The organism is Chromobacterium sp. ASV23 (assembly GCF_016428945.1).
In the GTDB taxonomy this organism is placed as follows: Bacteria; Pseudomonadota; Gammaproteobacteria; order Burkholderiales; family Chromobacteriaceae; genus Chromobacterium; species Chromobacterium sinusclupearum.
This window is the reverse complement of record NZ_JAELTR010000045.1, coordinates 1-26,834: the sequence shown is the minus strand read 5'-3', so window position 1 is coordinate 26,834 and position 26,834 is coordinate 1. Positions and strand designations below refer to the sequence as shown.

Annotated in this window: 24 protein-coding genes; 18 read left to right on the top strand and 6 right to left on the bottom strand. The window is 64.3% G+C overall.

Features of this window, described 5'->3' with window-relative positions; genetic code table 11:
• Positions 1 to 153 precede the first annotated feature (153 nt).
• Positions 154 to 1,467, top strand: a complete 1,314-nt coding sequence (locus JHD59_RS16385; protein WP_199155004.1) for a sodium-dependent transporter — start codon at positions 154 to 156, stop codon at positions 1,465 to 1,467.
• Positions 1,468 to 1,529: 62 nt separating this feature from the next.
• Here JHD59_RS16385 and JHD59_RS16380 read toward each other — a convergent pair whose 3' ends face one another.
• Positions 1,530 to 2,177 (bottom strand): MarC family NAAT transporter, encoded by a 648-nt coding sequence (locus JHD59_RS16380; RefSeq protein WP_043623749.1) that lies wholly within the window; start codon positions 2,175 to 2,177, stop codon positions 1,530 to 1,532.
• Between the two features lie 191 nt (positions 2,178 to 2,368).
• On the opposite strand from JHD59_RS16380, the gene JHD59_RS16375 reads away from it, so the two are divergent.
• The 3 genes from JHD59_RS16375 to dinB all read left to right on the top strand — a co-directional run bounded on the left by JHD59_RS16375 (position 2,369) and on the right by dinB (position 4,655).
• Complete coding sequence (locus tag JHD59_RS16375) at positions 2,369 to 2,827, top strand: copper chaperone PCu(A)C (RefSeq protein WP_103321795.1); 459 nt, start codon at positions 2,369 to 2,371, stop codon at positions 2,825 to 2,827.
• Between the two features lie 372 nt (positions 2,828 to 3,199).
• Complete coding sequence (locus JHD59_RS16370; RefSeq protein WP_199155003.1) at positions 3,200 to 3,502, top strand: SelT/SelW/SelH family protein; 303 nt, start codon at positions 3,200 to 3,202, stop codon at positions 3,500 to 3,502.
• A gap of 13 nt (positions 3,503 to 3,515) precedes the next feature.
• A complete protein-coding gene (gene dinB / locus JHD59_RS16365) occupies positions 3,516 to 4,655 on the top strand; it encodes a DNA polymerase IV (protein ID WP_199155002.1) in 1,140 nt (379 codons plus the stop codon).
• Positions 4,656 to 4,796: 141 nt separating this feature from the next.
• Here the strand turns inward: dinB and rodA are convergent, their stop codons facing one another.
• The 5 genes from rodA to JHD59_RS16340 all read right to left on the bottom strand — a co-directional run bounded on the left by rodA (position 4,797) and on the right by JHD59_RS16340 (position 10,357).
• Entirely contained in the window at positions 4,797 to 5,894 is a 1,098-nt protein-coding gene (rodA, locus tag JHD59_RS16360; RefSeq protein ID WP_103321792.1) for a rod shape-determining protein RodA, read from the bottom strand.
• Complete coding sequence (gene mrdA, locus JHD59_RS16355; protein WP_103321791.1) at positions 5,875 to 7,815, bottom strand: penicillin-binding protein 2; 1,941 nt, start codon at positions 7,813 to 7,815, stop codon at positions 5,875 to 5,877. The genes rodA and mrdA overlap by 20 nt, the downstream gene beginning before the upstream one ends.
• A 14-nt stretch (positions 7,816 to 7,829) precedes the next feature.
• Positions 7,830 to 8,333: a rod shape-determining protein MreD gene (mreD, locus tag JHD59_RS16350; protein WP_043623764.1), complete on the bottom strand. Its 504-nt coding sequence runs from the start codon at positions 8,331 to 8,333 to the stop codon at positions 7,830 to 7,832.
• Positions 8,334 to 8,339: 6 nt separating this feature from the next.
• Positions 8,340 to 9,248 carry a rod shape-determining protein MreC gene (gene mreC, locus JHD59_RS16345; RefSeq protein ID WP_103321790.1) on the bottom strand — a complete coding sequence of 303 codons (909 nt, stop codon included), beginning with the start codon at positions 9,246 to 9,248 and terminating at the stop codon, positions 8,340 to 8,342.
• Between the two features lie 65 nt (positions 9,249 to 9,313).
• Positions 9,314 to 10,357: a rod shape-determining protein gene (locus JHD59_RS16340; protein WP_043623769.1), complete on the bottom strand. Its 1,044-nt coding sequence runs from the start codon at positions 10,355 to 10,357 to the stop codon at positions 9,314 to 9,316.
• Positions 10,358 to 10,707: 350 nt separating this feature from the next.
• Between JHD59_RS16340 and gatC the strand changes: the two genes are divergently transcribed.
• The 14 genes from gatC to murC all read left to right on the top strand — a co-directional run.
• Complete coding sequence (gene gatC / locus JHD59_RS16335) at positions 10,708 to 10,995, top strand: Asp-tRNA(Asn)/Glu-tRNA(Gln) amidotransferase subunit GatC (RefSeq protein ID WP_199155001.1); 288 nt, start codon at positions 10,708 to 10,710, stop codon at positions 10,993 to 10,995.
• 83 nt (positions 10,996 to 11,078) lie between these two features.
• A complete protein-coding gene (gatA, locus tag JHD59_RS16330) occupies positions 11,079 to 12,530 on the top strand; it encodes an Asp-tRNA(Asn)/Glu-tRNA(Gln) amidotransferase subunit GatA (RefSeq protein WP_199155000.1) in 1,452 nt (483 codons plus the stop codon).
• Positions 12,531 to 12,665: 135 nt separating this feature from the next.
• Entirely contained in the window at positions 12,666 to 14,093 is a 1,428-nt protein-coding gene (gene gatB, locus JHD59_RS16325; protein ID WP_199154999.1) for an Asp-tRNA(Asn)/Glu-tRNA(Gln) amidotransferase subunit GatB, read from the top strand.
• 395 nt (positions 14,094 to 14,488) lie between these two features.
• The gene (gene mraZ / locus JHD59_RS16320; RefSeq protein ID WP_103321787.1) at positions 14,489 to 14,935 is read left to right on the top strand and encodes a division/cell wall cluster transcriptional repressor MraZ; all 447 of its coding nucleotides are present in this window, start codon (positions 14,489 to 14,491) and stop codon (positions 14,933 to 14,935) included.
• The gene (gene rsmH, locus JHD59_RS16315) at positions 14,932 to 15,894 is read left to right on the top strand and encodes a 16S rRNA (cytosine(1402)-N(4))-methyltransferase RsmH (RefSeq protein WP_199154998.1); all 963 of its coding nucleotides are present in this window, start codon (positions 14,932 to 14,934) and stop codon (positions 15,892 to 15,894) included. The genes mraZ and rsmH overlap by 4 nt, the downstream gene beginning before the upstream one ends.
• Positions 15,891 to 16,163: a cell division protein FtsL gene (gene ftsL / locus JHD59_RS16310; RefSeq protein ID WP_043623784.1), complete on the top strand. Its 273-nt coding sequence runs from the start codon at positions 15,891 to 15,893 to the stop codon at positions 16,161 to 16,163. Before rsmH ends, ftsL begins: the two co-directional genes overlap by 4 nt.
• On the top strand, positions 16,163 to 17,914 hold the full coding sequence (locus tag JHD59_RS16305; protein ID WP_199154997.1) for a penicillin-binding protein 2: 1,752 nt from the start codon (positions 16,163 to 16,165) through the stop codon (positions 17,912 to 17,914). Before ftsL ends, JHD59_RS16305 begins: the two co-directional genes overlap by 1 nt.
• A 4-nt stretch (positions 17,915 to 17,918) precedes the next feature.
• Complete coding sequence (locus JHD59_RS16300) at positions 17,919 to 19,400, top strand: UDP-N-acetylmuramoyl-L-alanyl-D-glutamate--2,6-diaminopimelate ligase (protein ID WP_199154996.1); 1,482 nt, start codon at positions 17,919 to 17,921, stop codon at positions 19,398 to 19,400.
• Positions 19,397 to 20,761 carry a UDP-N-acetylmuramoyl-tripeptide--D-alanyl-D-alanine ligase gene (gene murF, locus JHD59_RS16295; RefSeq protein WP_199154995.1) on the top strand — a complete coding sequence of 455 codons (1,365 nt, stop codon included), beginning with the start codon at positions 19,397 to 19,399 and terminating at the stop codon, positions 20,759 to 20,761. Before JHD59_RS16300 ends, murF begins: the two co-directional genes overlap by 4 nt.
• 1 nt (position 20,762) lies before the next feature.
• Positions 20,763 to 21,848, top strand: coding sequence for a phospho-N-acetylmuramoyl-pentapeptide-transferase (gene mraY / locus JHD59_RS16290; RefSeq protein ID WP_103321782.1), 1,086 nt, complete (start codon positions 20,763 to 20,765; stop codon positions 21,846 to 21,848).
• A gap of 10 nt (positions 21,849 to 21,858) precedes the next feature.
• Positions 21,859 to 23,223, top strand: a complete 1,365-nt coding sequence (gene murD / locus JHD59_RS16285; RefSeq protein ID WP_199154994.1) for a UDP-N-acetylmuramoyl-L-alanine--D-glutamate ligase — start codon at positions 21,859 to 21,861, stop codon at positions 23,221 to 23,223.
• Positions 23,220 to 24,377, top strand: a complete 1,158-nt coding sequence (gene ftsW, locus JHD59_RS16280) for a putative lipid II flippase FtsW (protein ID WP_052246711.1) — start codon at positions 23,220 to 23,222, stop codon at positions 24,375 to 24,377. Before murD ends, ftsW begins: the two co-directional genes overlap by 4 nt.
• Positions 24,378 to 24,600: 223 nt before the next feature.
• Positions 24,601 to 25,710, top strand: a complete 1,110-nt coding sequence (murG, locus tag JHD59_RS16275; RefSeq protein WP_199154993.1) for an undecaprenyldiphospho-muramoylpentapeptide beta-N-acetylglucosaminyltransferase — start codon at positions 24,601 to 24,603, stop codon at positions 25,708 to 25,710.
• A gap of 12 nt (positions 25,711 to 25,722) precedes the next feature.
• Positions 25,723 to 26,834, top strand: a 1,112-nt coding sequence (gene murC / locus JHD59_RS16270; protein ID WP_199154992.1) for a UDP-N-acetylmuramate--L-alanine ligase, incomplete at its 3' end; no start/stop codon positions are given.

Genomic DNA, 26,834 nt, shown 5'->3' with positions numbered 1-26,834 from the left:
CCACTCCCTCCTTCAACCGCAACTGGTGGTGGCGCAGCTAACCGGCGCGCCAGGGGAGTTGTCGTTTGTTGTTCCGGGCCGCCGCACAGGGCGGCCTTGTTGTATCCAGTCTCACCCCGCGCGGCGGCAGCTTCAGCTAGTTCAGGAGTATTCATGCAGCGCACGCAGTGGGGTTCCCGCCTCGGTTTCATTCTGGCTTCGGCCGGCGCCACCGTCGGTTTAGGCTCGATCTGGAAGTTTCCTTACGTCACCGCGATGAATGGCGGCGGCGCTTTCTTGCTGGTGTATCTGGCATTTACCTTTACCTTGGGCCTGGCGTTGCTGCAGGCCGAGCTGGCCATCGGCCGCGCCGCCGGTTGCGGCGCCGTGGGGGCGTTTTCCCGGCTGGGTTCGCGCCGCTGGAAGCTGCTGGGCTACAGCGGCGTGTTGTGCTGCTTTTTGGTGTTCGCCTTCTACAGCGTGGTGGGCGGCTGGACCCTGGGCTATCTGTTGCGCGCCGTTGATGGCCGGGTGATGAGCGATGATATGTCGGCGCTGGGCCAGCTGTTCGGCCAGTACGTCGGCAATCCGGCCGAGGCCTTGCTCACCCATGCGCTGTTCGCCGGGCTGACCTTGCTGGTGGTGGTGGGCGGGGTGCAGAAGGGCATTGAGCGCGCGGGCAAGGTGTTGATGCCGCTGCTGTTCCTGCTGATGCTGGGCTTGATCGCGCGCGCGCTGACGCTGCCCGGCGCCTTGGCTGGGGTGGAGGCGCTGTTTCGCCCCGATTTTTCCAGGCTGACGCCGGCCATGCTGGTGGAGGCGCTGGGGCTGGCTTGCTTCTCGCTGTCGGTGGGCGCCGGCTGCATGCTGGCTTACGGTTCGTATCTGGGCCAGGGCACGCGGCTGGGCAATTCGGCGCTGTGGGTCACGGGGTTGACCGCGCTGACTTCGGTGCTGGCCGGGCTGATGATTTTCCCGGCGATCTACGCTTTTGGCCTGGACCCGCAGGCCGGGCCTGGTCTGACCTATATGGTGATGCCGGTGGTGTTCAACCATCTGCCCTATGGCCAGCTGTTCGCCATTGTTTTCTTCATTCTGCTGCTGATGGCGGCGCTGACTTCGGCGGTATCGTTGCTGGAAGTGGTGGTGATTCTGCCTATCGACGAATTCGGCGTCAGCCGCCGCAAGGCCACCCTCGCCGTCACGGCGCTGGTGTTTCTGGCCGGCGTGCCGGCGGCCTTGTCCTTTGGTCCGCTGGCCGATTGCAAGCTGTTTGGCCGCAATATCTTCGAGCTGATGGACTATGCCGCCTGCAACATCTTGCTGCCGCTGGGGTGCATCGGCACCGCTTTGTTTGCCGGTCGGGTGGCCTGGCCGGCAGTCAGCGATCAGCTGCGGCTGTCGGCGTGGGCGGAGGCGCTGATGCGCTTGAGTTGCCGCTGGTTGGCGCCGCTGCTGATTGGGGTGGTGCTGGTATACAACTTGTAGCCGTGCGGCTCAGGCTATGGCTCCCGCGGCGGCAGGGGGCCATAGCCTGCTGGAGTGGCGTTTCAGGAGCCCGCCATGAAGGTGCGGATGCCGGAGCCGACGAACTGCACGCCGATGCAGATCAGCAAGAAGCCCATCAGCCGGGTCATCACTTCGCGGCCGCCGCGGCCCAGCCGCTCCGAGATCAGCAAAGACGACTTCAGCGTCAGCCACATGCCGACGCAGGTCAGGCCGATGGCGGCGAAGGTCATGAAAAAGGCGATGGCCTTGGCCGGCAAGGTGGATAGTTCGGCGATTTCGGTGGAAATGCCGATCACCACCGCGATAGTGCCGGGGCCGCTGATGCCGGGCATGGCCAGCGGGAAGAAGGCGTAGTCCTCGCGCTCGCCGGATTGCTTGGGCGCCTGGCCCGGGTCTTGCGAAAGGAACAGCATGCGGTAGCCCAGCACCGCCACCACGAAGCCGCCGGCAATGCGCAGCGCGCCGTATGAGATGCCGAAGGCGGCCATGATCAGGTTGCCGGCCAACAGGCTCACCGCCATGATGGCTGCGGCGAACACGCAGGCGCGCTTGGCTTGCGAATCGCGGTGCGAGTCGCTCATTTCGCGCGTCAGCGTGATGAACAGCGGAATCTTGGACAAGGGATTGGTGATGGTGATCAGACTTAGCAGACCGCCAAACAGGAATTGCAGCGACAACGTTTTGAACATGATGCAGGGCCGATGGAGAAGCCATGCGATTGTAGAGGGTTCCGCGGCCAGCGGGTAGCGACTAGCCGCGCTTTAAAACGATGGCATGAAGAGGTGTTGCATCGGCGACGGCTGCGACATTTTGTCGCGCCCCGCGGCGGGTGCGCGATGGTACAGTCAAAGGTATTTTCGATCATTTCCTGGAGTCCGCGATGAAACGTTTTGCCGCCGCCCTGTTGGGCATGTGCCTGTCCGGTCTGGTTGCCGCCCATTCCTTCCAGCTCGGTTCCATCCACATCGGCCATCCGTGGAGCCGCGCGATGCCGGAAACCAGCGCCACCGGCAGCGTGTACCTGTCTCTGGAAAACCAGGGCAAGGAGGCCGACAAGCTGGTATCGGCCAGCACGCCGCGCGCCGAAACCGCCGAACTGCACACTCACGTCAACGACAACGGCGTGATGCGGATGCGCAAAGTGGACAGCGTGGAGCTGGCGCCGGGCAAAACCGTCAAGTTCGCCCCGGGCAGCTACCATGTGATGCTGATGGGCCTGAAACAGCCGCTGAAGGCCGGCGATCATTTCCCGCTGACGCTGAAGTTCGAGAAGGCCGGCAGCGTGAAAGTGGACGTCGTCGTGCAGGATGGCGGCGCGGCCGCGGAACATAGCCACTGAGTCTTGCAGCCGGACCATTCCGGCCAGATCTCGGTAAACGGCAGCTTGCTTCGAATAATCGGGCAAGCTGCTGTTTTTTATGCGTATCGGGTTTCGTTGCGCCGAAGTTACATATTGCTTTGCAGCAATGAATTATATGCTTAGCGCTCGCTTTACAGTCAGATTGCGACTGGGCACACTCGGTTCTGCGACGAGTTTTGAACAAGACTTTACCCTGGCCGCCGGCTCCCGAAACTGGTTTTGCGCCAAGTCTGCCAATACAAAAGAGAATGATGGAGGAGCGGGTGCCATGCACCCGAAAACAAATTAAGACAGGGGGCCGGCGCCATTTTTCTGCGTTATGCTGTCGTTTTGTCTCGTCGCCTTCCCGCCATGCCTGATTCCGCCACTCCCGCTTTCCTTCCCCGAGTCGTCATCCATTACTGCACCGGCTGCCGCTGGCTGTTGCGAGCAGGCTGGCTGGCCCAGGAACTGCTGACCACGTTTGAAAAAGAAGTGTCCGAAGTCGCCCTGCGCCCCGGCAGCGGCGGCGTGTTCCGCGTCGAGGTCGACGGCGAGTGCTTGTGGGATCGCAAGCAGGATGACGGCTTCCCGGAACTGAAGCTGCTCAAGCAGCGGCTGCGCGACCGCATCGCCCCGGACAAGCCGCTGGGCCATAGCGATCGCCCCGCCTGAGAACCATAACGCAATGAACGCCATCCAGCGCAAGATCATCCATGTCGATTGCGACTGCTTCTACGCTGCGATCGAAATGCGCGACGATCCCAGCCTGCGCGAGGTGCCGCTGGCCATCGGCGGGCGGCCGGAAACGCGCGGCGTGGTGGCCACCTGCAATTATGTGGCGCGCCGTTTCGGCGTGCATTCGGCGATGGCCTCGGCGCGCGCGCTGCGCTTGTGCCCGGAGCTGGTGATCCTGCCGCCGGACATGGCGCGCTACCGCCTGGCCAGCCAGCAGATCATGGCCATCTACCAGCGTTATACCGAACTGATCGAGCCCTTGTCGCTGGATGAGGCTTATCTGGACGTCAGCGGCCGGCCGCATGAGCAGGGCAGCGCCACGCGGATGGCCGAGGCCATCCGCCGCCAGATCCGCGACGAGGTCGGCATCACCGCCTCGGCCGGCATCGCGCCGAACAAATTCCTGGCCAAAGTCGCCAGCGATTGGAACAAGCCCGATGGGCAATTCCTGGTGCGGCCGCAGGATGTGGACGTCTTTGTCGCCGCCTTGCCGGTGGAAAAAGTGCATGGCGTGGGCAAGGTGACGGCGGAACGGCTGCATCGGCTGGGCATCCACAGCTGCGGCGATTTGCGGCGCTGGACGCCGGCCGACCTGTTCCGCCATTTCGGCCGCTTCGGCGAACAATTGCTGGCGATGGCGCATGGCGTGGACGAGCGGCCGGTGTCGCCGGACCGTAGCCGCAAGTCGATCAGCGTGGAGGAGACTTATGCCCAGGACCTGCCGGACCTGCCCAGTTGCCTGTCCAAGCTGCCGGAGCTGGTGGAGCGGCTGCAGGCCAGGCTGGCGCGCAACGGCAATCCGGAATTCAAGGGTTTGTCGGTCAAGCTGAAGTTCGACGATTTCAGCCAGACCACGGTGGAGCAACTGGGCCAAGTCTTGTCTATGCCTGTGTTCGGCCAGCTGCTGCGCACCGGCTTCGCGCGCGGCGCGCGGCCGGTGCGGCTGCTCGGCGTCGGCGTGAAGCTGGCCGACGAGCACGATCTGCCGCGCCAGCTCAGGCTGTTCGACCGCCACGGACGGCCGTTGCCGGACAGCGCGTTGCCGACTGACGCCGTGGAGGCGGCGTTAAGAGACCAGCAAGGCGGCTGAGGCGGGACGGTGCAAGCGGGGACCCGCGCTTGTTCAACGCCAAGCCGCTGGAGAAAGCCCTGAGCCAAGGCGCGCCGACGCAGGCAGTACACTGAGTACGGCAAGGAGGCGCAACGCAGGATCAGGGCTTTTGCCAGTGGCTTACAGCCTGCGCAGATTGCTGATGCCCATCAGCATGCCCATGCCGATGAACAGCGTCACGGTGGCGGTGCCGCCGTAGGACATGAAAGGCAAGGGCACGCCCACCACCGGCAAGATGCCGGACACCATGCCCATATTGACGAAGGCGTAGACGAAGAAGGACATGGTGATGGAGCCTGCCATCAGCCGTCCGTACAGCGTCTGCGCGCTGGCGGTGATCATCATGGCGCGGCTCAAGATCAGCAGGTAGAGCGTGAGCAGCACCAGATTGCCGGCCAGGCCGAACTCCTCGGAGTACACCGCGAAGATGAAGTCGGTGGTGCGTTCCGGGATGTAATCCAGGTGAGTCTGCGTGCCATTGAGCCAGCCCTTGCCCCACGGCCCGCCGGAGCCGATGGCGATCATGGACTGGATGATGTGGTAGCCGGTGCCCAGCGGGTCGGTGGTGGGGTCGATCAGCGTCAGCACGCGCTTGCGCTGGTAATCGTGCAGGTGGTTCCACACCAGGGGCATGCTGGCGGCGGCCAGCACGATGCCGCCCAGGATCACCTTCCACGGCAGGCCGGCGAAGAACAGCACAAAGAAGCCGGCGGCGGCGATCAATAAGGCGGTGCCGAGATCGGGCTGCTTCAGCACCAGGCCCACCGGCACCAGCATCAGCGCCGCGGCCACCAGATAATGCCACCAGCGTAGCGACAGTTCGTTTTTCTGGAAGAACCAGGCCAGCATCATCGGCAGCGCGATCTTCAGGATTTCCGACGGCTGGATGCGGGTGACGCCCAGGCTGAGCCAGCGGGTGGAGCCGTTGACGGTGATGCCCTTGAAATGCACCGCCACCAGCAGCAGCACCCCCAGCGCGTAGATCGGCGGCGCGAAGTTCATCACGCTCTGCGGGCGCATCCGCGCGATCAGCCACATCACCGTCAACGCCATGAAGGTGTAGATCAGCTTGTTGTCGATCTTGTCGAAGGACTGATTGTTGGCGGAATACAGCAGCACCATGCTGACCAAGAACAGCAGGCCCAGAAACAGCATCAACCAGCCGTCCAGCGGTTCTTTGATCTGCTGCCAGATTTGCTTAATCAGCGGCGTCTTCACTCACGTCTCCGTTTTCCTGCGGGATGGTCTTCAGCAGGCCATTCATGTCTTTGGGCACCTTGCCCAACAGATAGAAGTCGAACAGGCCGCGCGCCACCGGCGCGGCGGCGGCGGCGCCGAAGCCGGCGTTCTCCACGATGATGGCCACCGCGATCTTCGGTTTTTCCACCGGGGCGAAGGCGATGAACCAGCTGTGGTCGCGATATTGCTCGGCCAGCGCGGAGGCGTTGTATTTGGCGCCCTGCTTGATCGCCACCACCTGGGCGGTGCCGGTCTTGCCGGCCATGGAGTACTGCAGGCCGATGCCGACGCGGGCGCCGGTGCCGGAGATCATCACGCCGCGCATGCCTTCTTTGATGTAGTCGAAATATTCCTGCGGGTAGGGCAGCTGCTTGATCGGTTTCGGTTCGATCAGCCTGACGCCGCCGGTCTTGGAGTCGACAATCTGCTGCACCAGGTGCGGTTTGAAGGCGATGCCGTTATTAGCCATGATGGCGGTGGCGTTGGCCATCTGCAGCGGGGTGTAGGAATTGAAGCCCTGGCCGATGCCGACGCTGACCACGTCGGCCGGATACCAGCGCCGCACTTCCGGCTTGTAGCGGGCGAAACGCTTGGCCTTCCACTCCTTGGACGGCAACACGCCGCTGGCCTCGCCGTCCAGGTCGATGCCGGTCTTGCTGCCCAGGCCGAACGATCCGACCACCGGGTGGATCTTGTCTATGCCCATGTCCCAGGCCAGCTTGTAGAAGAAGGTGTCGCTGGATACGGTGATGGCGCGCTGCAGGTTGACCATGCCGTTGCCGCCCTTCTTGCTGTCGCGGAACTGGTGGCTGGAGCCGGGGAGGGTGAAATAGCCGGGCGCCGGGCGGATGTCGTGCATGCCTATGCTATGGGTGACCAGCGCCGCCATCGACATGAAGGGCTTGAAGGTGGAGCCCGGCGGATAGGTGCCGCGCAGCGCGCGGTTGACCAGCGGCTTTTGCCAGTCGGTGTTCAGCGAGGACCAGGTCTGGCTGTCGATGCCATCGATGAACAGGCTGGGATCGAAGCCCGGTTTGGACAGAAAGGCCAGCACGCCGCCGGTGTTCGGGTCGATCGCCACCAGCGCGCCGCGGCGGTCGCCGAACAGCTTGTCGGCCATTTCCTGCAGCCGGATGTCCAGCGCCAGCTTCAGCGTGTTGCCGTTGATCGGTGGCGTGCGGCGCAGCGTGCGCACCGCGCGGCCGCCGGAGTCGGTTTCCACTTCCTCGAAGCCCACCTGGCCGTGCAGATCATCCTCGTACACCGCCTCCAGGCCGGTCTTGCCGATGTAGTTGGTGCCCTTGTAGTTGGTGGTCTTGTCCTCGTCGTCCAGCCGCTCCTTGTCCTTCTGGTTGATGCGGCCGATATAGCCCAGCACATGGCTGGTCATCTCTTTGTACGGATAGTCGCGGAACAGCCGCGCCTTGACTTCCACGCCGGGCAGCTCCCAGGCGTGGGAGGCCACGCGGGCCGCTTCGGCGTCGGTCAGCTTGACTTTCAGCGGGATGGATTCGAAGTTCTTGCTCTCGGCCAGCAGCTTTTTGAACAGCTTCTCGTCGCGCGGGGTGACATCGGCCAGCGTCTTCAGCTTATTGATGGTGGCGTCCAGGTCCGGCATCTTGCTTGGGGTCAGCTCCAGCGTATAGGCCGAATAGTTTTGCGCCAGCACCACGCCGTTGCGGTCCAGGATCAGCCCGCGATTGGGCAGGATGGGCACCAGCGAAATGCGGTTGTTTTGCGCCAGCGTGGAGAAGTGATCGTGCTGCAGCACCTGCAGCCAGATGAAGCGCGACAGCAGCACCAGGAACATCAATATGATCAGCGCGTAGGCGATGACTAGCCGTAGCTCGAACTGCTCCTCGTCGTTCTGCGGGTTCTTGAAGCGGGTTGGGCGGCGCATGGATCAGTCAGGTTTCATGCCGAGTGTTGGCGGTAAGGTACGAGCATCAGCTTGGTCAGCAGCGGCCACAGCAGCGCGCCGATCAACGGCGGCAGGAAATAGCTCCAGCCGACGAAGGCCGAGCCGGTCAGCATTCTCACCACCACCATGATGAGCTGGTTGGTGAACATCAGGCCCAGCACCACCAGCGCCTGTTGGCCCAGATTGAACATCACCAGCTGGCGCTGGCGGCTCATGGCGAGGAAAGCGGTAATGGAGTAGGCCAGCGCGTGCTGGCCGAACAGCCCCGCGGTGGACACGTCGGCGACGATGCCCATCAGGAAGGCGATGCCGATGCTGACGCGGCGGGGCTGGTTGATCACCCAGTACAGAATCAGCAGGCCGATGAAATCCGGCAGCCAGCGCGTGCTGCCGTGCGGCAGCGGCACCAGCTCGATCAGCACGGCGATCACGAAAGTCAGGAAAATGAAGCGGCGCTTGACCGGCTTGAGCAGTTCCTTGGGTCGGTCCAACGACATCGGCGCTTACTCCTCGTCGGCGGACTTTCTGCCGCCCTTGGTCTTTTTCTCCGGCAGCGGCGGCGGTTCCGCCGGCCGCGCCGCTGTTTGCTTGGCCTGCAAGGCCAGCACATAGCGGGTCTGCTGCACGCCGGCCAGCGGCTGGGTGCTGACGCGGGTGAAGGCGGCGCCGGCATTGCGGTCCACCTTGGTCACCATCGCCACCGGAATGCCTTCCGGGAACAGCCCATCGAGGCCGGAAGTGACGATACGGTCGTTTTCCTTGATGTCCGAACTCTGCGGCAGGTAGCGCAGCTCCACGCCGCCGCCGTAGCCGTACAGGATGGCGCGTTCGCCGGTGCGCTCCACCATGACCGGCACCATCTGGTTCTTGTCGATGATCAGCGTCACCTCGGCGGTCAAAGGCTGCACGCGGGTCACCTGACCCAGGAGGCCGCGCGAATCCACCACCGGCTGGCCGGGCAGCAGCTTGGCGTCCGCGCCCTTGTCGATGATGATCTTGTACGAGAACGGGTCGCGGCCAGTGTATAGCGTCTCGGCGATCTGGGCGGTGTCGTCGCGCTGGCTGCGGATTTCATTCAGCCGGCGCAGTTCGTTCAGCTCGCGTTCCAATGTCTGCAGGCGGCTCAGCTGCGCCGTCATCTGCATCTGGCGCGCGCGCAGCGCGGTGTTTTCCTGCTTCAGCTCGGTTTGCGAGGTCAGGTAGTCGCCGACGTGGCGCATGGCCTGCGCCGGCAGATTCACGGCGCGCTGCACCGGGTACAGCGCCAGCGACAGCGCTTCGCGCGCCTGCTCCATCAAGCCGTAACGGCTGTCGCCGATCAACAGCACGATGGACGCGGCAACGCTCATCGCCAGGCGCGCGCCCGCAGGCGGCCCGGAGCGGAAAAAGCTGGGGGTGTTGGCGAAATCCATGGGCACAGCCGCCGCGCCTTGACGGCGCGGGGTTCGCTCGCTTTATCGGTGGTATTGGTGGAAGTTTAGGGCACGTTGGTGAAAATGGTGCCGATCTTATCCATTTTCTCCAGCGCCTTGCCGGAGCCGCGCACCACGCAGGTCAGCGGTTCTTCCGCCACGAACACCGGCAGGCCGGTTTCTTCGGCCAGCAGACGGTCGATGTCCTTCAACAGCGCGCCGCCGCCGGTCAGCACCATGCCCTTTTCGGCGATGTCGGCGCCCAGTTCCGGCGGCGTCTGTTCCAGCGCGATCTTGACCGCGGAAACGATCTGGTTCAGCGGCTCGGTCAGCGCTTCCAGGATTTCGTTGGACGATACGGTGAAGGCGCGCGGAATGCCTTCGGCCAGGTTGCGGCCCTTGACTTCCATCTCGCGCACTTCGGCGCCCGGGAAGGCGGAGCCGATGGTCTTCTTGATTTCCTCGGCGGTGGTTTCGCCGATCAGCATGCCGTAGTTGCGGCGGATGTAGTTGATGATGGCTTCATCGAACTTGTCGCCGCCCACGCGCACGGAGTTGGAGTACACCACGCCGCCCAGCGAGATCACGCCGACTTCGGTGGTGCCGCCTCCGATGTCCACCACCATGGAGCCGGTCGGCTCTTCCACTGGCAGGCCGGCGCCGATGGCGGCCGCCATCGGCTCTTCGATCAGCTCGACGCGGCGCGCGCCGGCGGCGAGAGCGGAGTCGCGGATCGCCTTGCGCTCCACCTGGGTGGAGCCGCAGGGCACGCAGATTACGATGCGCGGACTGGCGGCGAAGAAGCGGTTCGGGTTCACCTTCTTGATGAACTGCTTCAGCATCTGCTCGGTCACGGTGAAGTCGGCGATCACGCCGTCCTTCATTGGGCGGATGGCCTGGATGCTGCCCGGGGTGCGGCCCAGCATGCGCTTGGCTTCCAGGCCGACGGCCAGGATGGATTTCTTGTTGGTCGGCGCGTCGCTGTGAATGGCGACGACCGAGGGCTCGTCCAGCACGATGCCCTTGCTGCGCATGTAGATCAGGGTATTGGCGGTGCCAAGGTCGATGGCGAGGTCGTTGGAAAAGTATCCGGTCAGCGAACGAAACATTGGGCGGTCCTGGTCAGTTTTCGTCAGTGGCGAACGCCGGCGGCGTTCGGGTAAATCCAGTTCATCTGTGGTCGGCCCATGCTGCGGCCCCCTTGGCGTGGCATGAAACCACTGCAATCGGCTTCGTCATGCGGGCGGATTGTACGCCCGGTCGGCTGGCCTTTGCGGTGCTTGTCCGAAACGTCCCGGGCGGCGGTAGCAGGCCTGCTTTTTCTGCGCCCCGGCGCGTGATTCCTGGCGGCGAAAAATGCCTGAGGAATGCGTCGTGGCGCAATGTCGATCTTGGGAGAATCAAACGGGGTATGATACCCTATAAAGCTTGAAATATTAAAGGTTTTAACGAGGAAGCCATGTCGCTGACGCACCAGGATGTCGCACGGATCGCCAAGCTTGCCCGCATCGATGTGAGCGAGGCGGAAATCGCCGCCACGGCGGATCAGCTTAACAACATTTTCGGCCTGATCGAAAAGATGCAGGAGGTGAACACCGACGGCATCGAGCCTATGGCCCACCCGCAGGACGTGTCGTTGCGTCTGCGCGACGACGTGGTCACCGAAACCAATCAGCGCGAACGTTTCCAGACGGTCGCCCCGCAAGTGGAAAAAGGCTTGTTCCTCGTTCCCAAAGTGATCGAGTAAGCCTGTGAGCCGTCCCGGCGCCAATGGTTCCCTCCATTCTGCCGACCGGGCCCGACTATCCGGATAGCAAGATTTTGATCGAAATGACACAAGCCACTCTCAAGCAATTGTCGCAACAATTGGCGGCAAAGCAAGTTTCCAGTGTGGAACTGGCCAGCCAGTACCTGGATCGCATCGAGGCGCTGAACCCGCAACTCAACGCCGTCGTCTCCGTTGATCGCGACAAGACGCTGGCCGAGGCGCGGGCGGCCGACGCGCGCCTCGCCGCCGGCAGCGCCCATCCGCTGACCGGCGTGCCGCTGCTGCACAAGGACCTGTTCTGCCAGGAAGGCTGGAAGACCAGCTGCGGCTCCAAGATGCTGGACAACTTCGTCTCGCCGTACAGCGCCCACGTGGTGGAGCAGTGCGCCGCCGCTGGCATGGTGACATTGGGCCGCGCCAATATGGATGAGTTCGCCATGGGTTCGTCCAATGAGAACTCGTTCTACGGCGCGGTGAAGAACCCGTGGGATCTGAACGCCATTCCGGGCGGCAGCTCCGGCGGCTCCGCCGCAGCCGTCGCCGCGCGCCTGGCGCCGGTGGCCACCGCCACCGACACCGGCGGCTCCATCCGCCAGCCGGCCAGCCACTGCGGCGTCACCGGCATCAAGCCGACCTATGGCGTGGTGTCCCGCTATGGCATGGTGGCTTTCGCTTCCTCGCTGGACCAGGGCGGCCCGATCGCCCAAACCGCCGAGGACTGCGCGCTGATGCTGAACGTGATGGCCGGCTTCGACGCGCGCGACTCCACCAGCCTGGAGCGCGCCCGCGAAGACTACACCCGCGATCTGAACCAGTCGCTGGCGGGCCTGAAGGTGGGCCTGCCGCGCGAGTACTTCGCCGCCGGCTTGGATGCAGACGTCGCCCGCGCGGTCGATAACGCCGTGAGCGAACTGAAGAAGCTGGGCGCGGAGGCAGTGGAAATCAGCCTGCCGAACACCGAGCTGTCCATCCCGGCCTACTATGTGATCGCCCCGGCCGAGGCTTCCACCAACCTGTCCCGCTACGACGGCGTCCGTTACGGCCATCGCGCCAAGGACTACAAGGACTTGGTGGAGATGTACGAAAAGACCCGCGCCGAAGGTTTCGGCGACGAGGTCAAGCGCCGCATCCTGGTGGGCAGCTACGTGCTGAGCCACGGTTACTACGATGCCTACTACATCAAGGCGCAGAAGATCCGCCGCCTGATCGCCAACGATTTCAAGGCCGCCTTCGCGCAGTGCGACGTGATCCTGGGGCCGGTGGCGCCGACCGCCGCCTTCGATTTGGGCCAGCTGTCGTCCGATCCGGTGGAGATGTATCTGTCCGATATCTACACGCTGTCGGTGAATCTGGCCGGCCTGCCCGGCATGAGCGTGCCGGCCGGCTTCGCCGCCAACGGCCGCCCGATCGGCCTGCAGATCATCGGCAACTACTTTGCCGAAGCCAAGATGCTGAACGTGGCGCATCAGTTCCAGCAGGCGACTGACTGGCACGCCAAGGCACCGGCGCTGTAATTCAAACCGATTTCGCCACGAAATCCGCGAAAGGACACGAAGTCATTTGGGAACGGAGCTGGATTCGCTGAAGTTTGCCGTTCGTGTTTTTCGTGGGCTTCGTGGCCAATATTGCTTTTAAAGGATTTTCCAACCATGAAATGGGAAGTCGTAATCGGTATCGAGGTGCACGTGCAGCTCAATACCGCCTCCAAGATTTTCTCCGGCGCCAGCACCGCCTTCGGCGCCGAACCGAACACCCAGGCTTCCGCGGTGGAGCTGGCGCTGCCCGGCGTGCTGCCGGTGCTGAACCGCGCCGTGGTGGACAAGGCCATCCGCCTGGGTCTGGCGCTGGACGCCAAGATCAACCAGAAGAACGTGTTCGCCCGCAAGAACTACTTCTACCCGGACCTTCCCAAGGGCTATCAGATCAGCCAGATGGAGCTGCCTATCGTCGAGCACGGCCGGCTGAAGATTCTTGTCGGCGATCAGGAAAAGATCATCGGCGTGACGCGCGCCCACATGGAAGAAGACGCCGGCAAGAGCCTGCATGAAGATTTCCATGGCCTGTCCGGCATCGACCTGAACCGTGCCGGCACCCCGCTCTTGGAAGTGGTGTCCGAGCCGGACATGCGCTCGGTCGACGAGGCGCTGGCCTACGTCAAAGCGCTGTACACCCTGGTGACCTGGCTGGGCATCTGCGACGGCAATATGCAGGAAGGCAGCTTCCGCATGGATGTGAACGTGTCGGTGCGCCCGGAGGGGCAGAAGGAATTCGGCACCCGCCGCGAGATCAAGAACCTCAACTCCTTCCGCTTCCTGGAGCAGGCCGCCAAGTACGAGATCCAGTGGCAGATCGACACCCTGGAAGACGGCGGCAAGGTGCAGCAGGCCACCGTGCTGTTCGACCCGGATACCGGCGAGACCCGCATGATGCGCAGCAAGGAAGACGCGCACGACTATCGCTACTTCCCGGACCCGGACCTGCTGCCGGTGCGCATCTCCGACGAGCAGATCGCCCGCATTCGGGACGAGATGCCGGAGCTGCCGGGCGCGATGCAGACCCGCTTCGTGGAAAGCTACGGCGTGTCGGCCTATGACGCGGCGCTGTTGACCGGGAGCCTGGCGCAGGCCCAGTACTTCGAGGCGGTGGCCAAAGCTTCCGGCCACGGCAAGCTGGCCGCCAATTGGATCAATGGCGAAATCGCCGCCCGCCTGAACCGCGACGGCAAGGACATCGCCGATTGCCCGATCTCGGTCGAGCGCTTGTCCGGCCTGATCGCGCGCATCGCCGACAACACCCTGTCCAGCAAGCTGGCAAAGCAGGTGTTCGATGCGCTGTGGGACAGCGATCTGAGCGCTGACGCGATCATCGAGCGCGATGGTTTGAAGCAGGTGTCCGACGTCGGCGCCATCGAGAAGATGGTGGAAGAAGCCATCGCCGCCAACCCGAAGGCGGTGGAAGAGTTCCGCGCCGGCAAGGAAAAGGCGCTGAACGCCCTGGCCGGCCAGGTGATGAAGGCTTCCAAAGGCAAGGCGAATCCGGCGCAGGTGCAGGATATTCTGCGTCAAAAGCTGGCTTGAGCCTTTGTTTGAACAACATGGCGGCTATTTAAGCCGCCATGTTGTTTTTTAAATACAATATGAAAATAGCGCCATTAATTTTGTTATCTTTCTTTAAGATGGCGCTGCGCCAAATACTTCCGCCATTGATTGTTTCCATCATGTTGCATCTCTTTTGATCCGCAATCTTCACGTCCCACTTTTACAGGTGAATTTAAGTCCCTGATTTGTCACGCATTCCATTTTTATACCCTCCTGTAAGTCATTGTCTCAAAAGGCGAATTAGGGAATTCCGATGTTGACCGTGGGGCGGTTCTTTCTTATAGTGGCGAGAAGTGGGGTAAAGTGGGTGAAAGTGGGGCAATTGCCCTCCGGAGCGACGGCTCCGTTTTCTCGGTCAGCGGATTCTTCAAATCATGATTGGTGGCGTCAGCATCTTGTCTCTCGATAGCAAGGGGCGTTTGGCTATTCCGGCCAAACACCGTGAGACGCTGCTGTCCGCTTTCGGCCACAAGCTCATCGTTACCCTCGAATCCCAGGACCACCTCCTGCTGTACCCCGAACCCAATTGGCGCCCGGTCGAGGCCCGTCTGTTGGCCCTGCCCACCGGCAATCCCACCCTGAAACGCTATCAACGACTGGTGCTCGGCCATGCCGAGACGCTGGAAATGGACGCCGCCGGCCGCATCCTGCTGCCGGCCCGCCTGCGCGAACTGACCGCGCTGGACAAAGACGTTGCCCTGGTAGGCATGGGCAACCGCTTCGAACTGTGGAACGCCGAGGAGTGGGACAGCCAGACTGCTGACGCGCTGGCCCTCGATCAGGCCGAATTGGCCCAACACCTTGGAGATTTCACGCTGTGACCACCCCTACCTTCGTGCACCGCACGGTACTGCTGACCGAGGCGGTCGACGCGCTCGCCATCCGCGACGATGGGGTATATGTCGACTGCACCTTCGGCCGCGGAGGCCACAGCCGTCTGATCCTGTCGAAGCTCGGCCCGAACGGCCGCTTGATCGCCTTCGACAAGGACCCGCAAGCCATCGCCGTCGCCGAACAACTGGTGGCGGAAGATGCCCGTTTTAACATTGTCCACAACGGTTTCGAGACGTTGTCGGCGGAGCTGGCCCGCCTTGGCGTGAGCCGCGTCGACGGCGTGCTGATGGATCTGGGCGTGTCCTCGCCGCAAATCGACGACGGCAGCCGCGGTTTCAGCTTCCGCTTCGACGCGCCGCTGGACATGCGCATGGACACCACGCGCGGCATGACCGCCGCCGAGTGGTTGGCAACGGCCGATGAGGCCGATATCAGAGAGGTCATCAAGACTTATGGTGAAGAGCGGTTTGCTCGCAAGATCGCAGCAGCCATTGTTGCGCAACGGGACGAAAGCCCCATCACGACGACCCGTGAGCTCGCTGTGCTCGTTGGGCAAAACGTCCGTACTCGCGAACCGGGTCAAGACCCGGCTACGCGCACCTTCCAGGCGATCCGGATCTTTGTGAACCGCGAGCTGGATGAGCTGAAGGCTGTGCTGCCGCAGGCGGCGCGCCTGCTCGGCGAAGGCGGACGGCTGGCGGTCATCAGCTTCCATTCGCTGGAAGACCGCATCGTCAAGCAATACCTGCGCGACGTCAGCAGCGAGGAAAAGCTGCCGCAGTGGGCGATGGTGCGCGCGGCCGATATGGCCAAGCCGCCGATCGCGCTGGTCGGCAAGGCCATCCGCGCCGGCGACGAGGAGGTGCGGGAAAACCCGCGCGCCCGCAGCGCCATCATGCGCGTGGCCGAGCGCACCGCCGCGCCGTGGCGGGAGGGCGACGCATGAACAAGCTCAACGGCGTGCTGCTGGCGATGGCCGTGTTTTCCGCCTGGTCGGTGGTCACGTCCACCCACGTCTCGCGCAAGCTGTACAGCGACTTGCAGAAGGAAACCAAGTCCGCGCAGCAGCTTGAGGTGGAGTTCGGCCAGTTGCAGCTGGAGCAGAGCACCTGGGGCGCGCACGCCGTGATCGAAAAGGCCGCGTCCACGCGCCTGGGCATGCACACGCCGGATCCGCGCCAGATCCAGGTGATTTCGTCCGGAGGAGGCGTCTGATGCGCGCCGGGTCCAGCTACAGCATCCGCCAGCGTCCCGTGTCGGCGAGTCCGGCTCTGCGCATGACGAGCACGCGCGTGCGTTGCGTGCTGCTGGTGCTGGCCCTGCTGTTCCTGGCGCTGATCGGCCGCGCCATGTATCTGCAGGTGGCGCAGCAGGACTTCCTGCAGGGCCAGGGCGAGGCGCGCTTTCGCCGCGCGATGACCCTGGAGGCCAATCGCGGCGTGATCACGGACCGCAACGGCGAACCGCTGGCGATCAGCTCGCCGGTGCAGACTATCTGGGCCAGCCCGGCCGACATGGAGCCGGTGCCGCCGGCCAAGCTGCGCGAGCTGGCGGCTTTGCTGGAATTGTCGCCGGAAGAGCTGGCGGCCAAGCTGTCCGACCGCAAGAAAGAATTCGTCTACATCAAGCGCCAGATCAGCCCGGAGCTCGCCGACAAGGTGATGGCGCTGGGCATTCCCGGCGTTGCCAAGCAGCAGGAATACCGCCGTTTCTATCCTGCCGGCGAAGTGGTGTCGCACATCATCGGCTTCACCGGGGTGGACGGCAAAGGGCAGGAAGGCGTGGAGCTGGCGCGCGAGAAGATGCTGGCCGGCAAGGACGGCCGCCGCGTGGTGCTGAAGGATAGGCGCGGCCACATCATCGAAGATGTCGCCGCCATCGAGCCGCCGCGCGACGGCCAGAAGCTGGCCCTGGCGGTGGATCACCGCATCCAGTATCTGGCTTACCGCGAGATCAAGGCCGCGGTAGAAGAAAACAAGGCCAAGGCGGGCAGCGTGGTGGTGCTGGATGCCAAGACCGGCGAGCTGCTGGCGCTGGCCAATTACCCGTCGTTCAACCCGAATAACCGCACCGGGGTCACGCCGGAAATGATGCGCAACCGCGGCGTGATCGACCTGTTCGAGCCGGGCTCCACCATGAAGCCGCTGTCGATCTCGCTGGCGCTGGAGCATGGCAAGGCCAAGGTCAACACGGTATTGGACACCCATAGCTACACGATAGGACCGGCGGTCATCCGCGACGTGTCGCCGCAGTCCAGTCTGGACATCCTGGGCATCATCCAGAAATCGTCCAACGTCGGCACCAGCAAGCTGGCGCTGATGAGCAGTCCGGAAGACTTCTGGAAGCACTACGACGCGCTGGGCTTTGGCCGCGCACCGAATACCGGTTTTCCCGGCGAGGCGGCCGGCCGCCTGCGCGACTGGCACAAGTGGCGGCCGATTGAGCAGGCCACCATGTCTTTCGGCTATGGCGTATCGGTCAGCCTGATCCAGATGGCGCGCGCCTACACCATTTTCGCCAACGATGGCGTGATGTTGCCGATCTCCTTGTACCGGACGGCGACGCCGATGCCGGGCAAGCGGGTGATCAGCGAGAAAATCGCGCACGAGATGCGCGATCTGTTGATCGCCAACAGCCAGCCCGGCGGCGGCGCCGTCGGCGGCCGCATCATCGGCTACAGCATAGGCGGCAAAAGCGGCACCGCGCGCAAGCTGGAGGGCCGCAGCTATGTGGCCAACAAGCACCGCGCGCTGTTCATGGGATTCGCGCCGGGCCATGCGCCCAAGGTCATCGTGGCGGTGATGATAGATGAACCGTCAGCAGGCAAATACTACGGCGGCGCAGTGTCGGCGCCGGTGTTCTCCAAGGTGGCGGGCGGCGCGTTGCGGGTATTGAATATCGCGCCGGACGAGCCATCCAACAACACTTTATTGCCGGAATCGACGCCGGTTCCGGTGGACTTCTAAGATCATGAAGAGCCGTTTGACTCCGCTGCCGGATTGGAATCCGGCCTTGTTGCAACAGCTGAGCCTCCCGATCAAACGGGTGGAGGCCGACAGCCGCCGCGTGCTGCCAGGCGATGTCTTCCTCGCCTGCCGCGGCGAGTATACCGACGGCCGCGATTTCATCGCCGCCGCGTTGGAGAAGGGTGCAGCCGCCGTGCTGTGGGACGACGCCGACGGCTTTGCCTGGAACCCGGCCTGGCAGGTGCCCAACCTGGCCGTGCCCAATCTGCGCGAGCGCGCCGGCATTGTAGCGGCCCACGTCTTGGGGCTGCCGTCGCGCGACCTGACCGTAGTCGGCATCACCGGCACCAACGGCAAGACCTCCATTTCGCACTGGCTGGCGCAGGCGTTTTCGCTGCTGGGCCAGAAGGCCGCGCTGATCGGCACCGTAGGCAATGGTTTCTACGGCCAGTTGACCGAAACCACCCACACCACGCCGGACCCGGTGACGGTGCAGCAGAAGCTGGCCGAATACCGCCGCCAGGGCGCGGATGTGGTGACCATGGAAGTGTCCAGCCATGGCCTGGACCAGTGTCGCGTCAACGGTGTCGAGTTCGCCACCGCGGTGTTCACCAATCTGACCCGCGATCATCTGGACTACCACGGTTCGATGGAAGCTTACGGCGCCTCCAAGAAGAAGCTGTTCTTCTGGGAGGGCCTGAAGCACGCGGTGATCAACGCCGACGACGCTTTCGGCCGCCAACTGGCCGCCGAGATCGATCCTCGGCAAACCCAAGTGCTGACCTATGGCCTGGAGCAGGGCGATGTGCGTCCGCTGGCGCTGGCCGCCACGCTGGAAGGCCTGCAGCTGACCGTCACCACGCCGTGGGGCGTGGTCGACGTGCGCACCGGCCTGGTGGGCCGTTTCAACGCCGCCAATCTGCTGGCCTGTCTGGCCACGCTGTGCGTCAACGGCGTCAGCCTGCAGGACGCCGCCGCCGTGATGGCGCGCATCCAGCCGGCGCGCGGCCGCATGCAAAGCATAGGCGGCACCCATGAGCCGCTGGTGGTGATCGATTACGCGCACACGCCGGACGCGCTGGAGAAGGCGCTGGCTACGCTGTCGGAGATCCGCCCGACCGGCGGCCGGCTGTTCTGCGTATTCGGCTGCGGCGGCGACCGCGATCCGGGCAAGCGCCCGATGATGGGCGCCATCGCCGAGCAATACGCCGATGTGGCGGTGCTGACCAGCGACAACCCGCGCAGCGAGGACCCGCAGGCCATCATCCGCGATGTGCTGGCAGGCATGGCGGCAGGCAAGGCCCATGTCGAAGCCGACCGCGAAGCCGCCATCCACTGGGCGGTGGCGCAGGCCAAGGTCGGCGACGTGGTGCTGGTGGCCGGCAAAGGCCACGAGGAATATCAGGACATCGCCGGCGTCAAGCGGCCGTTCTCCGACTTCCGCGTGGCGGAAGAGGCGTTGACCGCTTGGGGAGCGCAGCCATGATGACGCTGAGCCAAGCCGCCGCTTTCGCCCAAGGCCGCCTGCTCGGCGCCGATGGCGAAGTGCGCCGCGTGATCACCGACAGCCGCCTGGCGCAGCCCGGTGACTTGTTCGTCGCGCTGAAGGGCGAGCGCTTCGATGCGCATGATTTCGTCGCCGAGGTGACGGCCAAGGGCGCCGCCGCGCTGGTGCGCGACGGCTTTGAACTACCCGGCGCCAGCCTGATCCAGGCTGGAGACGACACCCGCTTGGCCCTGGGCCGCCTGGCCGCCGGCTGGCGCGAGACGCAGCCGGCCGTGCGCATCGGCGTCACCGGCTCCAACGGCAAGACCACGGTCAAGGAGATGCTGGCCGCGATTCTGCGCGCCCACGCCGGCGACGACGCCGTGCTGGCCACCGCCGGCAACTTCAACAACGACATCGGCCTGCCGCTGACGCTGCTGCAACTGAAGCCGCAACACCGTTACGCCGTGATCGAGATGGGCATGAACCATCACGGCGAGCTGCGCTACCTGACCGGGCTGACCCGGCCGCGGGTGGCGCTGGTCAACAACGCCATGCGCGCGCACTTCGGCCATTTCGGCTCCACCGAAGAGGTGGCCCGCGCCAAGGCGGAAATTTTTGAAGGGCTGGCCGACGACGGCGTGGCCGTGGTCAACGCCGACGACGCCAATCTGGCGCTGTTCCGCCGCGCCGCCGATGGCCATCGCCAGCTGAGTTTCGGCCTGGCGGCCGCCGCCGACGTGACGGCGCGCGATGCGCAGTGCTCCGCGCTGGAGAGCTGTTTCATTTTGCATAGCCCGGCCGGCGAAATCGCCATTTCCTTGCCGGCGCCGGGCGAGCACAACGTGCGCAACGCCCTGGCCGCGGCGGCGGTGGCGTTGGCGCTGGATGTGCCGCTGGCAGCCATCGCCCGCGGCCTGGCCGCGTTCGGCGGCGCCAAGGGCCGGCTGCAGGTCAAGCAAAGTCCGCGCGGTCTGACCGTGATCGACGACAGCTACAACGCCAATCCGGATTCGATGAAGGCCGGCATCGACGTGCTGGCCGGCTTGCCTGGCCCGCGCTGTTTCGTGATGGGCGATATCGGCGAACTGGGCGATGCCGCCCCCGAGCTGCACGCCGAAGTCGGCGCCCACGCCCGCGCGCGCGGCATCGAGCAGTTGTTCGCGCTGGGCGAGATGTCTCGCCGCGCCGTGACTGCGTTTGGCGGCGCGGGGCAAGGATTTGATTCGATTGACGAGTTGTTGGAGTGCCTGGATAGCCAGCTGGCGTCGGGTACCGCCGTTCTGGTCAAAGGTTCGCGCTTCATGCGCATGGAACGGGTGGTGGAACACCTGATGCAAGCAAAGAAAGAGGGAGTATAAGGTGCTGCTTTGGCTGGCTGATCTGTTGGGCTCGCATATCCGGGCCTTCAATGTCTTCAACTACATCACGCTGCGCGCGGTGATGGCGGCGCTGACTTCGTTGACGATTTCCCTGTTGATGGGGCCGTGGGTCATCCGCAAACTGACTGAGCTGAAAGTCGGCCAGGCGGTGCGCAACGACGGCCCGCAGTCGCATCTGGTCAAGGCCGGCACGCCGACCATGGGCGGCTCGCTGATTCTGCTGTCCATCACTTTGACCACGCTGCTGTGGTCGGACCTGTCCAACAAATACGTGTGGCTGCTGCTGGCGGTGATGCTGGGCACCGGCGCGCTGGGCTTTTACGACGACTGGCGCAAGGTGGTGTACAAGGACCCGAAAGGCGTGTCCGCCAAGTTCAAGATGGTCTGGCAATCAGCCATCGCCATCGGCGCCGGCGTGTTCCTGATCGCCACCGCCAAGCTGCCGGCGTCCACCGAGTTCATCGTGCCGTTTGTGAAAAGCGTGGCTTATCCGCTGGGCGCGGTGGGTTTCTGCGTGCTGACCTATCTGGTGATTGTCGGCACCTCCAATGCGGTCAATCTGACCGACGGCCTGGACGGCCTGGCGGCGCTGCCCACCGTGCTGGTGGCGGCCGGCTTGTCGATTTTCGCCTATGTCGCCGGCCACGCGGTGTTCTCCAAGTATCTGGGCGTGCCCTTCATTCCCGGCGCGCATGAGGTGGTGGTGTTCTGCGCGGCGATGTGCGGCGCCTGTCTCGGTTTCTTGTGGTTCAACGCCTACCCGGCCCAGGTGTTCATGGGCGATGTCGGCGCGCTGGCGCTGGGCGCCGCCTTGGGCACGGTGGCCGTGATCGTGCGGCAGGAAGTGGTGCTGTTCATCATGGGCGGCCTGTTCGTGATGGAGGCGCTGTCGGTGATGATCCAGGTCGGCTCGTTCAAGCTGACCGGCAAGCGCGTGTTCCGCATGGCGCCGCTGCACCACCACTACGAATTGAAGGGCTGGAAGGAAACGCAGGTGGTGGTTCGCTTCTGGATCATCACCATGATGCTGGTGCTGATCGGCCTGTCGACGCTGAAGCTGCGCTGAGGATATGGGAATGGATTACGCCAATCGACAAGCGACGGTAGTGGGACTGGGAGGCTCGGGCCTGGCGGCCGCGCGCTACCTGGCGGCCCACGGCGTGCGCGTGCGCGTGGCGGACGCCAAGCCGTCTGCCGAGCGGCTGGCCGAGCTGGAGCGCCATCTGCCGGGCACCGAGGTGATCAGCGGCGTATTCGACGAACGCACTTTCGCCGGCGCCGACCTGTTGGTGGTCAGCCCCGGCGTGCCGTTGGCCAATCCGGCCATCGCCGCCTTTCGCCGCAACGGCGGAGAGGTGGTGGGCGATATCGAGATGCTGGCGCGGGCGATCCAGGGCGATGGCAGCAAGGTGATCGCCATCACCGGCTCCAACGGCAAGACCACCGTCACCAGCCTGGTCGGCCACCTGTGCCAGATGGCAGGGCTCGACACCGTCGTCGCCGGCAATATCGGCCTGGCGGTGCTGGAGGCGCAACTGGAGCGGGAGCGGAGCGGCAAGCGTCCGGACGTGTGGGTGCTGGAGCTGTCCAGCTTCCAGCTCGAATCGACCTACAGCCTGCAAGCCGACGCCGCCACCGTGCTGAACATTTCCGAGGACCACCTCGACCGTTACCACGATTTGCTGGACTACGCCCATGCCAAGACCCAGGTGTTCCACGGCCAGGGCTTGCAGGTGCTGAACCGCGACGACGCGCTGGTGCGCGCCATGGCGCGCCCGGGCCGCCCGGTGAAGTGGTTTTCGCGCGCCGGCGACGCCGATTACGCCCTGCTGAATGAAGGCGGCCGCCATTGGCTCAGCGTTGCCGGCGAAAAAGTATTCGACTGCGCCGACATGCAGCTGCAAGGCCTGCACAATGCAGCCAACGCGCTGGCCGCGCTGGCGCTGTGCCAGGGCATAGGCCTGCCGCTGGACAAGCTGCTGGATGGGCTGAAAACCTTCCGCGGGCTGGCCCATCGCGTCGAGCTGGTAGACGAATTCGGCGGCGTCGCGTTTATCGATGATTCCAAGGGGACGAATGTCGGCGCCACCGAGGCGGCGCTGTCCGGCATGACGCGGCCGGTGGTGCTGCTCGCCGGCGGCGACGGCAAGGGCCAGGACTTCGCGCCGCTGAAGCCGGCCTGCCGGCGCATCGCGCGCGCCGTGCTGCTGATCGGCCGCGACGCCGGCAAGATCGAGGCCGCGCTGGCCGGCAGCGGCATCGCGCTGGAGCGCTTCGACACGCTGGAGGCGGCGACGCGCCGCGCGGCGGACTTGGCGCAGCCGGGCGATGTGGTGCTGCTGTCGCCGGCTTGCGCCAGCCTGGACATGTTCAAAAACTACGCGCACCGCGCTCAGGTGTTCATCGACACCGTGGCGGCGGTGAAGGCGGAACGGACATGATCCGCAACCCGGCGCGCCGCTACACGGCGATCACCCCGCTGGACGAGGCGCTGGCCTGGGCGCTGGCGCTGCTGTTGTCGATCAGCCTGGTGATGGTGTATTCGGCGTCCATCGCGTATGCGGAGGCCGACGCGGCGACGCAGAACCGCTACTTCTACCTGATCCGCCACATCGTGTTCATGGTGATCGGGCTGTCTGTGGCTTATGCCGCGTTCCAGGTGCCGACGGCGTTCTGGCAGAAGTATTCGGGAAAGATTTTCCTGATTGGGCTGGTGATGCTGGTGCTGGTGCTGATCCCCGGCATCGGCAAGGTGGTCAATGGTTCGCGGCGCTGGATCAACCTGTTTGTGCTGAACCTGCAGCCGTCGGAGGTGATGAAGTTCGCCACCGTGTTGTACGCGGCCGATTACACGGTGCGCAAGACGCACCTGATGCACAGCCTCAAGGAGGGTTTCGCGCCTATGTTCGCCGCCATGGTGGTGGTGGCCTTCCTGCTGCTGCGCGAGCCGGACTTCGGCGCTTTGATGGTGGTGATGTCCATCGCCATGGGCCTGTTATTCCTTGGCGGCATCAATATGCGCATCTTCAGCGGGCTGGCGCTCATGGCCATCGTCGCCATCGTGCTGCTGATCGTGTCGTCGCCGTACCGCTTGAAGCGGGTGCTGGGCTTCATGGACCCGTGGGATGACCCGTATGGCAAGGGTTATCAGCTGTCTCACTCGCTGATCGCCATCGGCCGCGGCGAATGGTTCGGCGTTGGCCTGGGCGGCAGCATCGAGAAGCTGTTCTACCTGCCGGAGGCGCATACCGACTTCATCCTGGCGGTGATCGCCGAGGAGTTCGGCTTCGCCGGCATCTGCGTGCTGATCGGCCTGTATGCCTGGATCGTGCGCCGCGCTTTTCACATCGGCGTGGAGTCGAAAAAGCTGGAGCGCTACTACCAGGCGCTGGTGGCGCAGGGCATGGGCATCTGGTTGGGCATCCAGGTGTTTTTCAATATCGGCGTGAACATGGGTTTGCTGCCGACCAAGGGCCTGACGCTGCCGCTGATGTCATTCGGCGGTTCGGCGATGTTGATGAATTTGATCGCGATGGCGGTGCTGTTGCGGGTTGATTATGAAAACCGAAGGATTATGCGGGGCTATAAGGTTTAGCCCTGCATTAAGGAAAGGCGGTAAGCCTTTCCAGGCGCATTGGCGCCGTCTCCTTCGGTTTCTGCGAGCCCGAAAGGCGAAGCTAAAAACGACGCATCATGCGGGGCTACAAGGTGTAGGGCGGAAGCCCGGCTGAGCCGGGCGTTCCGCCGACAAGCGGTGCAATTTTGAGATGAATGGCGGAACGCCCTTTGGGCTTCCGCCCTACGGAAGAAGAAGGTAAATGGCGAATCGAACGGTCATGGTGATGGCGGCAGGCACGGGTGGACACATCGTCCCCGGCATCGCCGTGGCCAAGGAACTGCAACAGCGCGGCTGGAAGGTGGTATGGCTGGGCACTCGCCGCGGCATGGAAAACAAGCTGGTGCCGCCGACCGGCATCCCGCTGGAGCGGCTGAATTTCCATGGCGTGCGCGGCAAGGGTTTATTGGGCTCGCTGAAAGGCGCCTTGCAGCTGGTGGGCGCGTTCTTCAAGAGCGGCGCGCTGATCTTCCGCCATCGCCCGGACGTGGTGCTGGGCATGGGCGGCTATGTCTGCCTGCCTGGCGGGGTGATGACCGGCCTGCTGTGGAAGCCGCTGGTGCTGGTCAATGCCGACGCCAGCCTGCTGCTCAGCAATCGGGCGCTGCTGCCGTTTGCCAAGAAGCTGGTGTGCGGCTTCGACGGCAGCGCCGCGCGTTCGCCCAAGGCGCTGGTCACCGGCAATCCGGTGCGGCGCGAGATCGAAGCCATCGCGGCGCCGGCGGAGCGCTTCGCCGGCCGCAGCGGCCCGCTGAAGGTGCTGGTGGTGGGCGGCAGCCTGGGCGCCCGGATTTTGAATGAAACCCTGCCGCAGGCGATGGCCATGCTGCCGGCGGAGCGGCAGCCGCAGCTGACGCATCAAACCGGCGAGGCCAATTTCGCCGCCGTCGAGGCAGCCTATCAGGCCGCAGGCCTGAGCGAGCAAGTGGAGTTGCTGCCCTTTGTCGACGACATGCCCAAGCGGCTGGCCGAGTGCGATCTGGTGATTTGCCGCGCCGGGGCCATCACGGTCAGCGAGCTGTGCGCCGCCGGCGTGCCCAGCGTGCTGGTGCCGCTGGTGGTGTCCACCACCAGCCATCAGCGCGACAACGCCGAGTGGATGGCTCAAGCGGGCGCGGCCTGGCATTTGCCGCAAACAGAATTGAACGCCGACAAGCTTGCCAGCTTGTTGGCGCAGCTGGACAGAGACCAACTGCTGGAAAAGGCCGAGCGCGCGCGCGCGCTGGCCCGTTCCGGCGCGGCCGGCCGAGTGGCCGCGCTGTGCCAGCAGTTGGCCGGGGATAGACCGGACGCCGCAGAAGCGTCCCAGTAGAGACATACAGACATGAAACACAGGGTCAAACATATACATTTCGTCGGCATCGGCGGCGTCGGCATGTGCGGCATCGCCGAGGTGCTGCACGGTCTGGGCTATACCGTGTCCGGCTCGGACATGGCCGACGGGGCCACCACCAAGCGGCTGGCGGCGGAAGGCGTGCGCGTATTCTTTGGCCACGACGCCACCTATATCCAAGGCGCCGACGTGGTGGTGACCTCCACCGCGGTGAAGGCGGACAACCCGGAAGTGCTGGCCGCGCGCGACAAGCGCATCCCGGTGATCCCGCGGGCGATGATGCTGGCCGAGCTGATGCGCTTCAAGCAGGGCATCGCCATCGCCGGCACCCACGGCAAGACCACCACCACCAGCCTGACCGCGTCGGTGCTGGGCGCCGCCGGCCTGGACCCGACCTTCGTCATCGGCGGCAAGCTGACCGCCGCCGGCACCAATGCCAAGCTCGGTTCCGGCGAGTTCCTGGTGGCGGAAGCGGACGAATCGGACGCCTCCTTCCTGCACCTGTCCCCGGTGATGGCGGTGGTGACCAATATCGACGCCGACCACATGGACACCTATGGCCACAGCTTCGACAAGCTGAAGCAGGCCTTCGTCGATTTCCTGCAGCGCATGCCGTTCTACGGCCGCGCCGTGCTGTGCGTGGACGATCCCAACGTGCGCGAGATCAAGGACCGCATCACCAAGCCAGTGACCACCTATGGTCTGGACGATTCGGCCGACATCTACGCCGAAAACGTGCGCGCCTCGGCCGGGCAGATGCATTTCGACGTGGTGGTGAAGAACGGCACCCTCACCCGCTTCTCGGTGGTATTGAATTTCCCGGGCCGCCACAACGTGCTGAACGCGCTGTCCGCCATCGCCATCGGCCTGGAATGCGGTGCCAGCATTGAGGCCATTCAGCAAGGGTTGGCCGAGTTCGCCGGCGTGGGCCGCCGTTTCCAGCGTTATGGCGAGGTGAAAGCCAAGGATGGCGGCAGCTTCACTCTGATCGACGACTACGGCCACCACCCGGTGGAAATGGCCGCCACGCTGGCCGCGGTGCGCGGCGCCTTCCCGGACCGCCGGTTGCTGCTGGCCTTCCAGCCGCATCGTTACACCCGCAC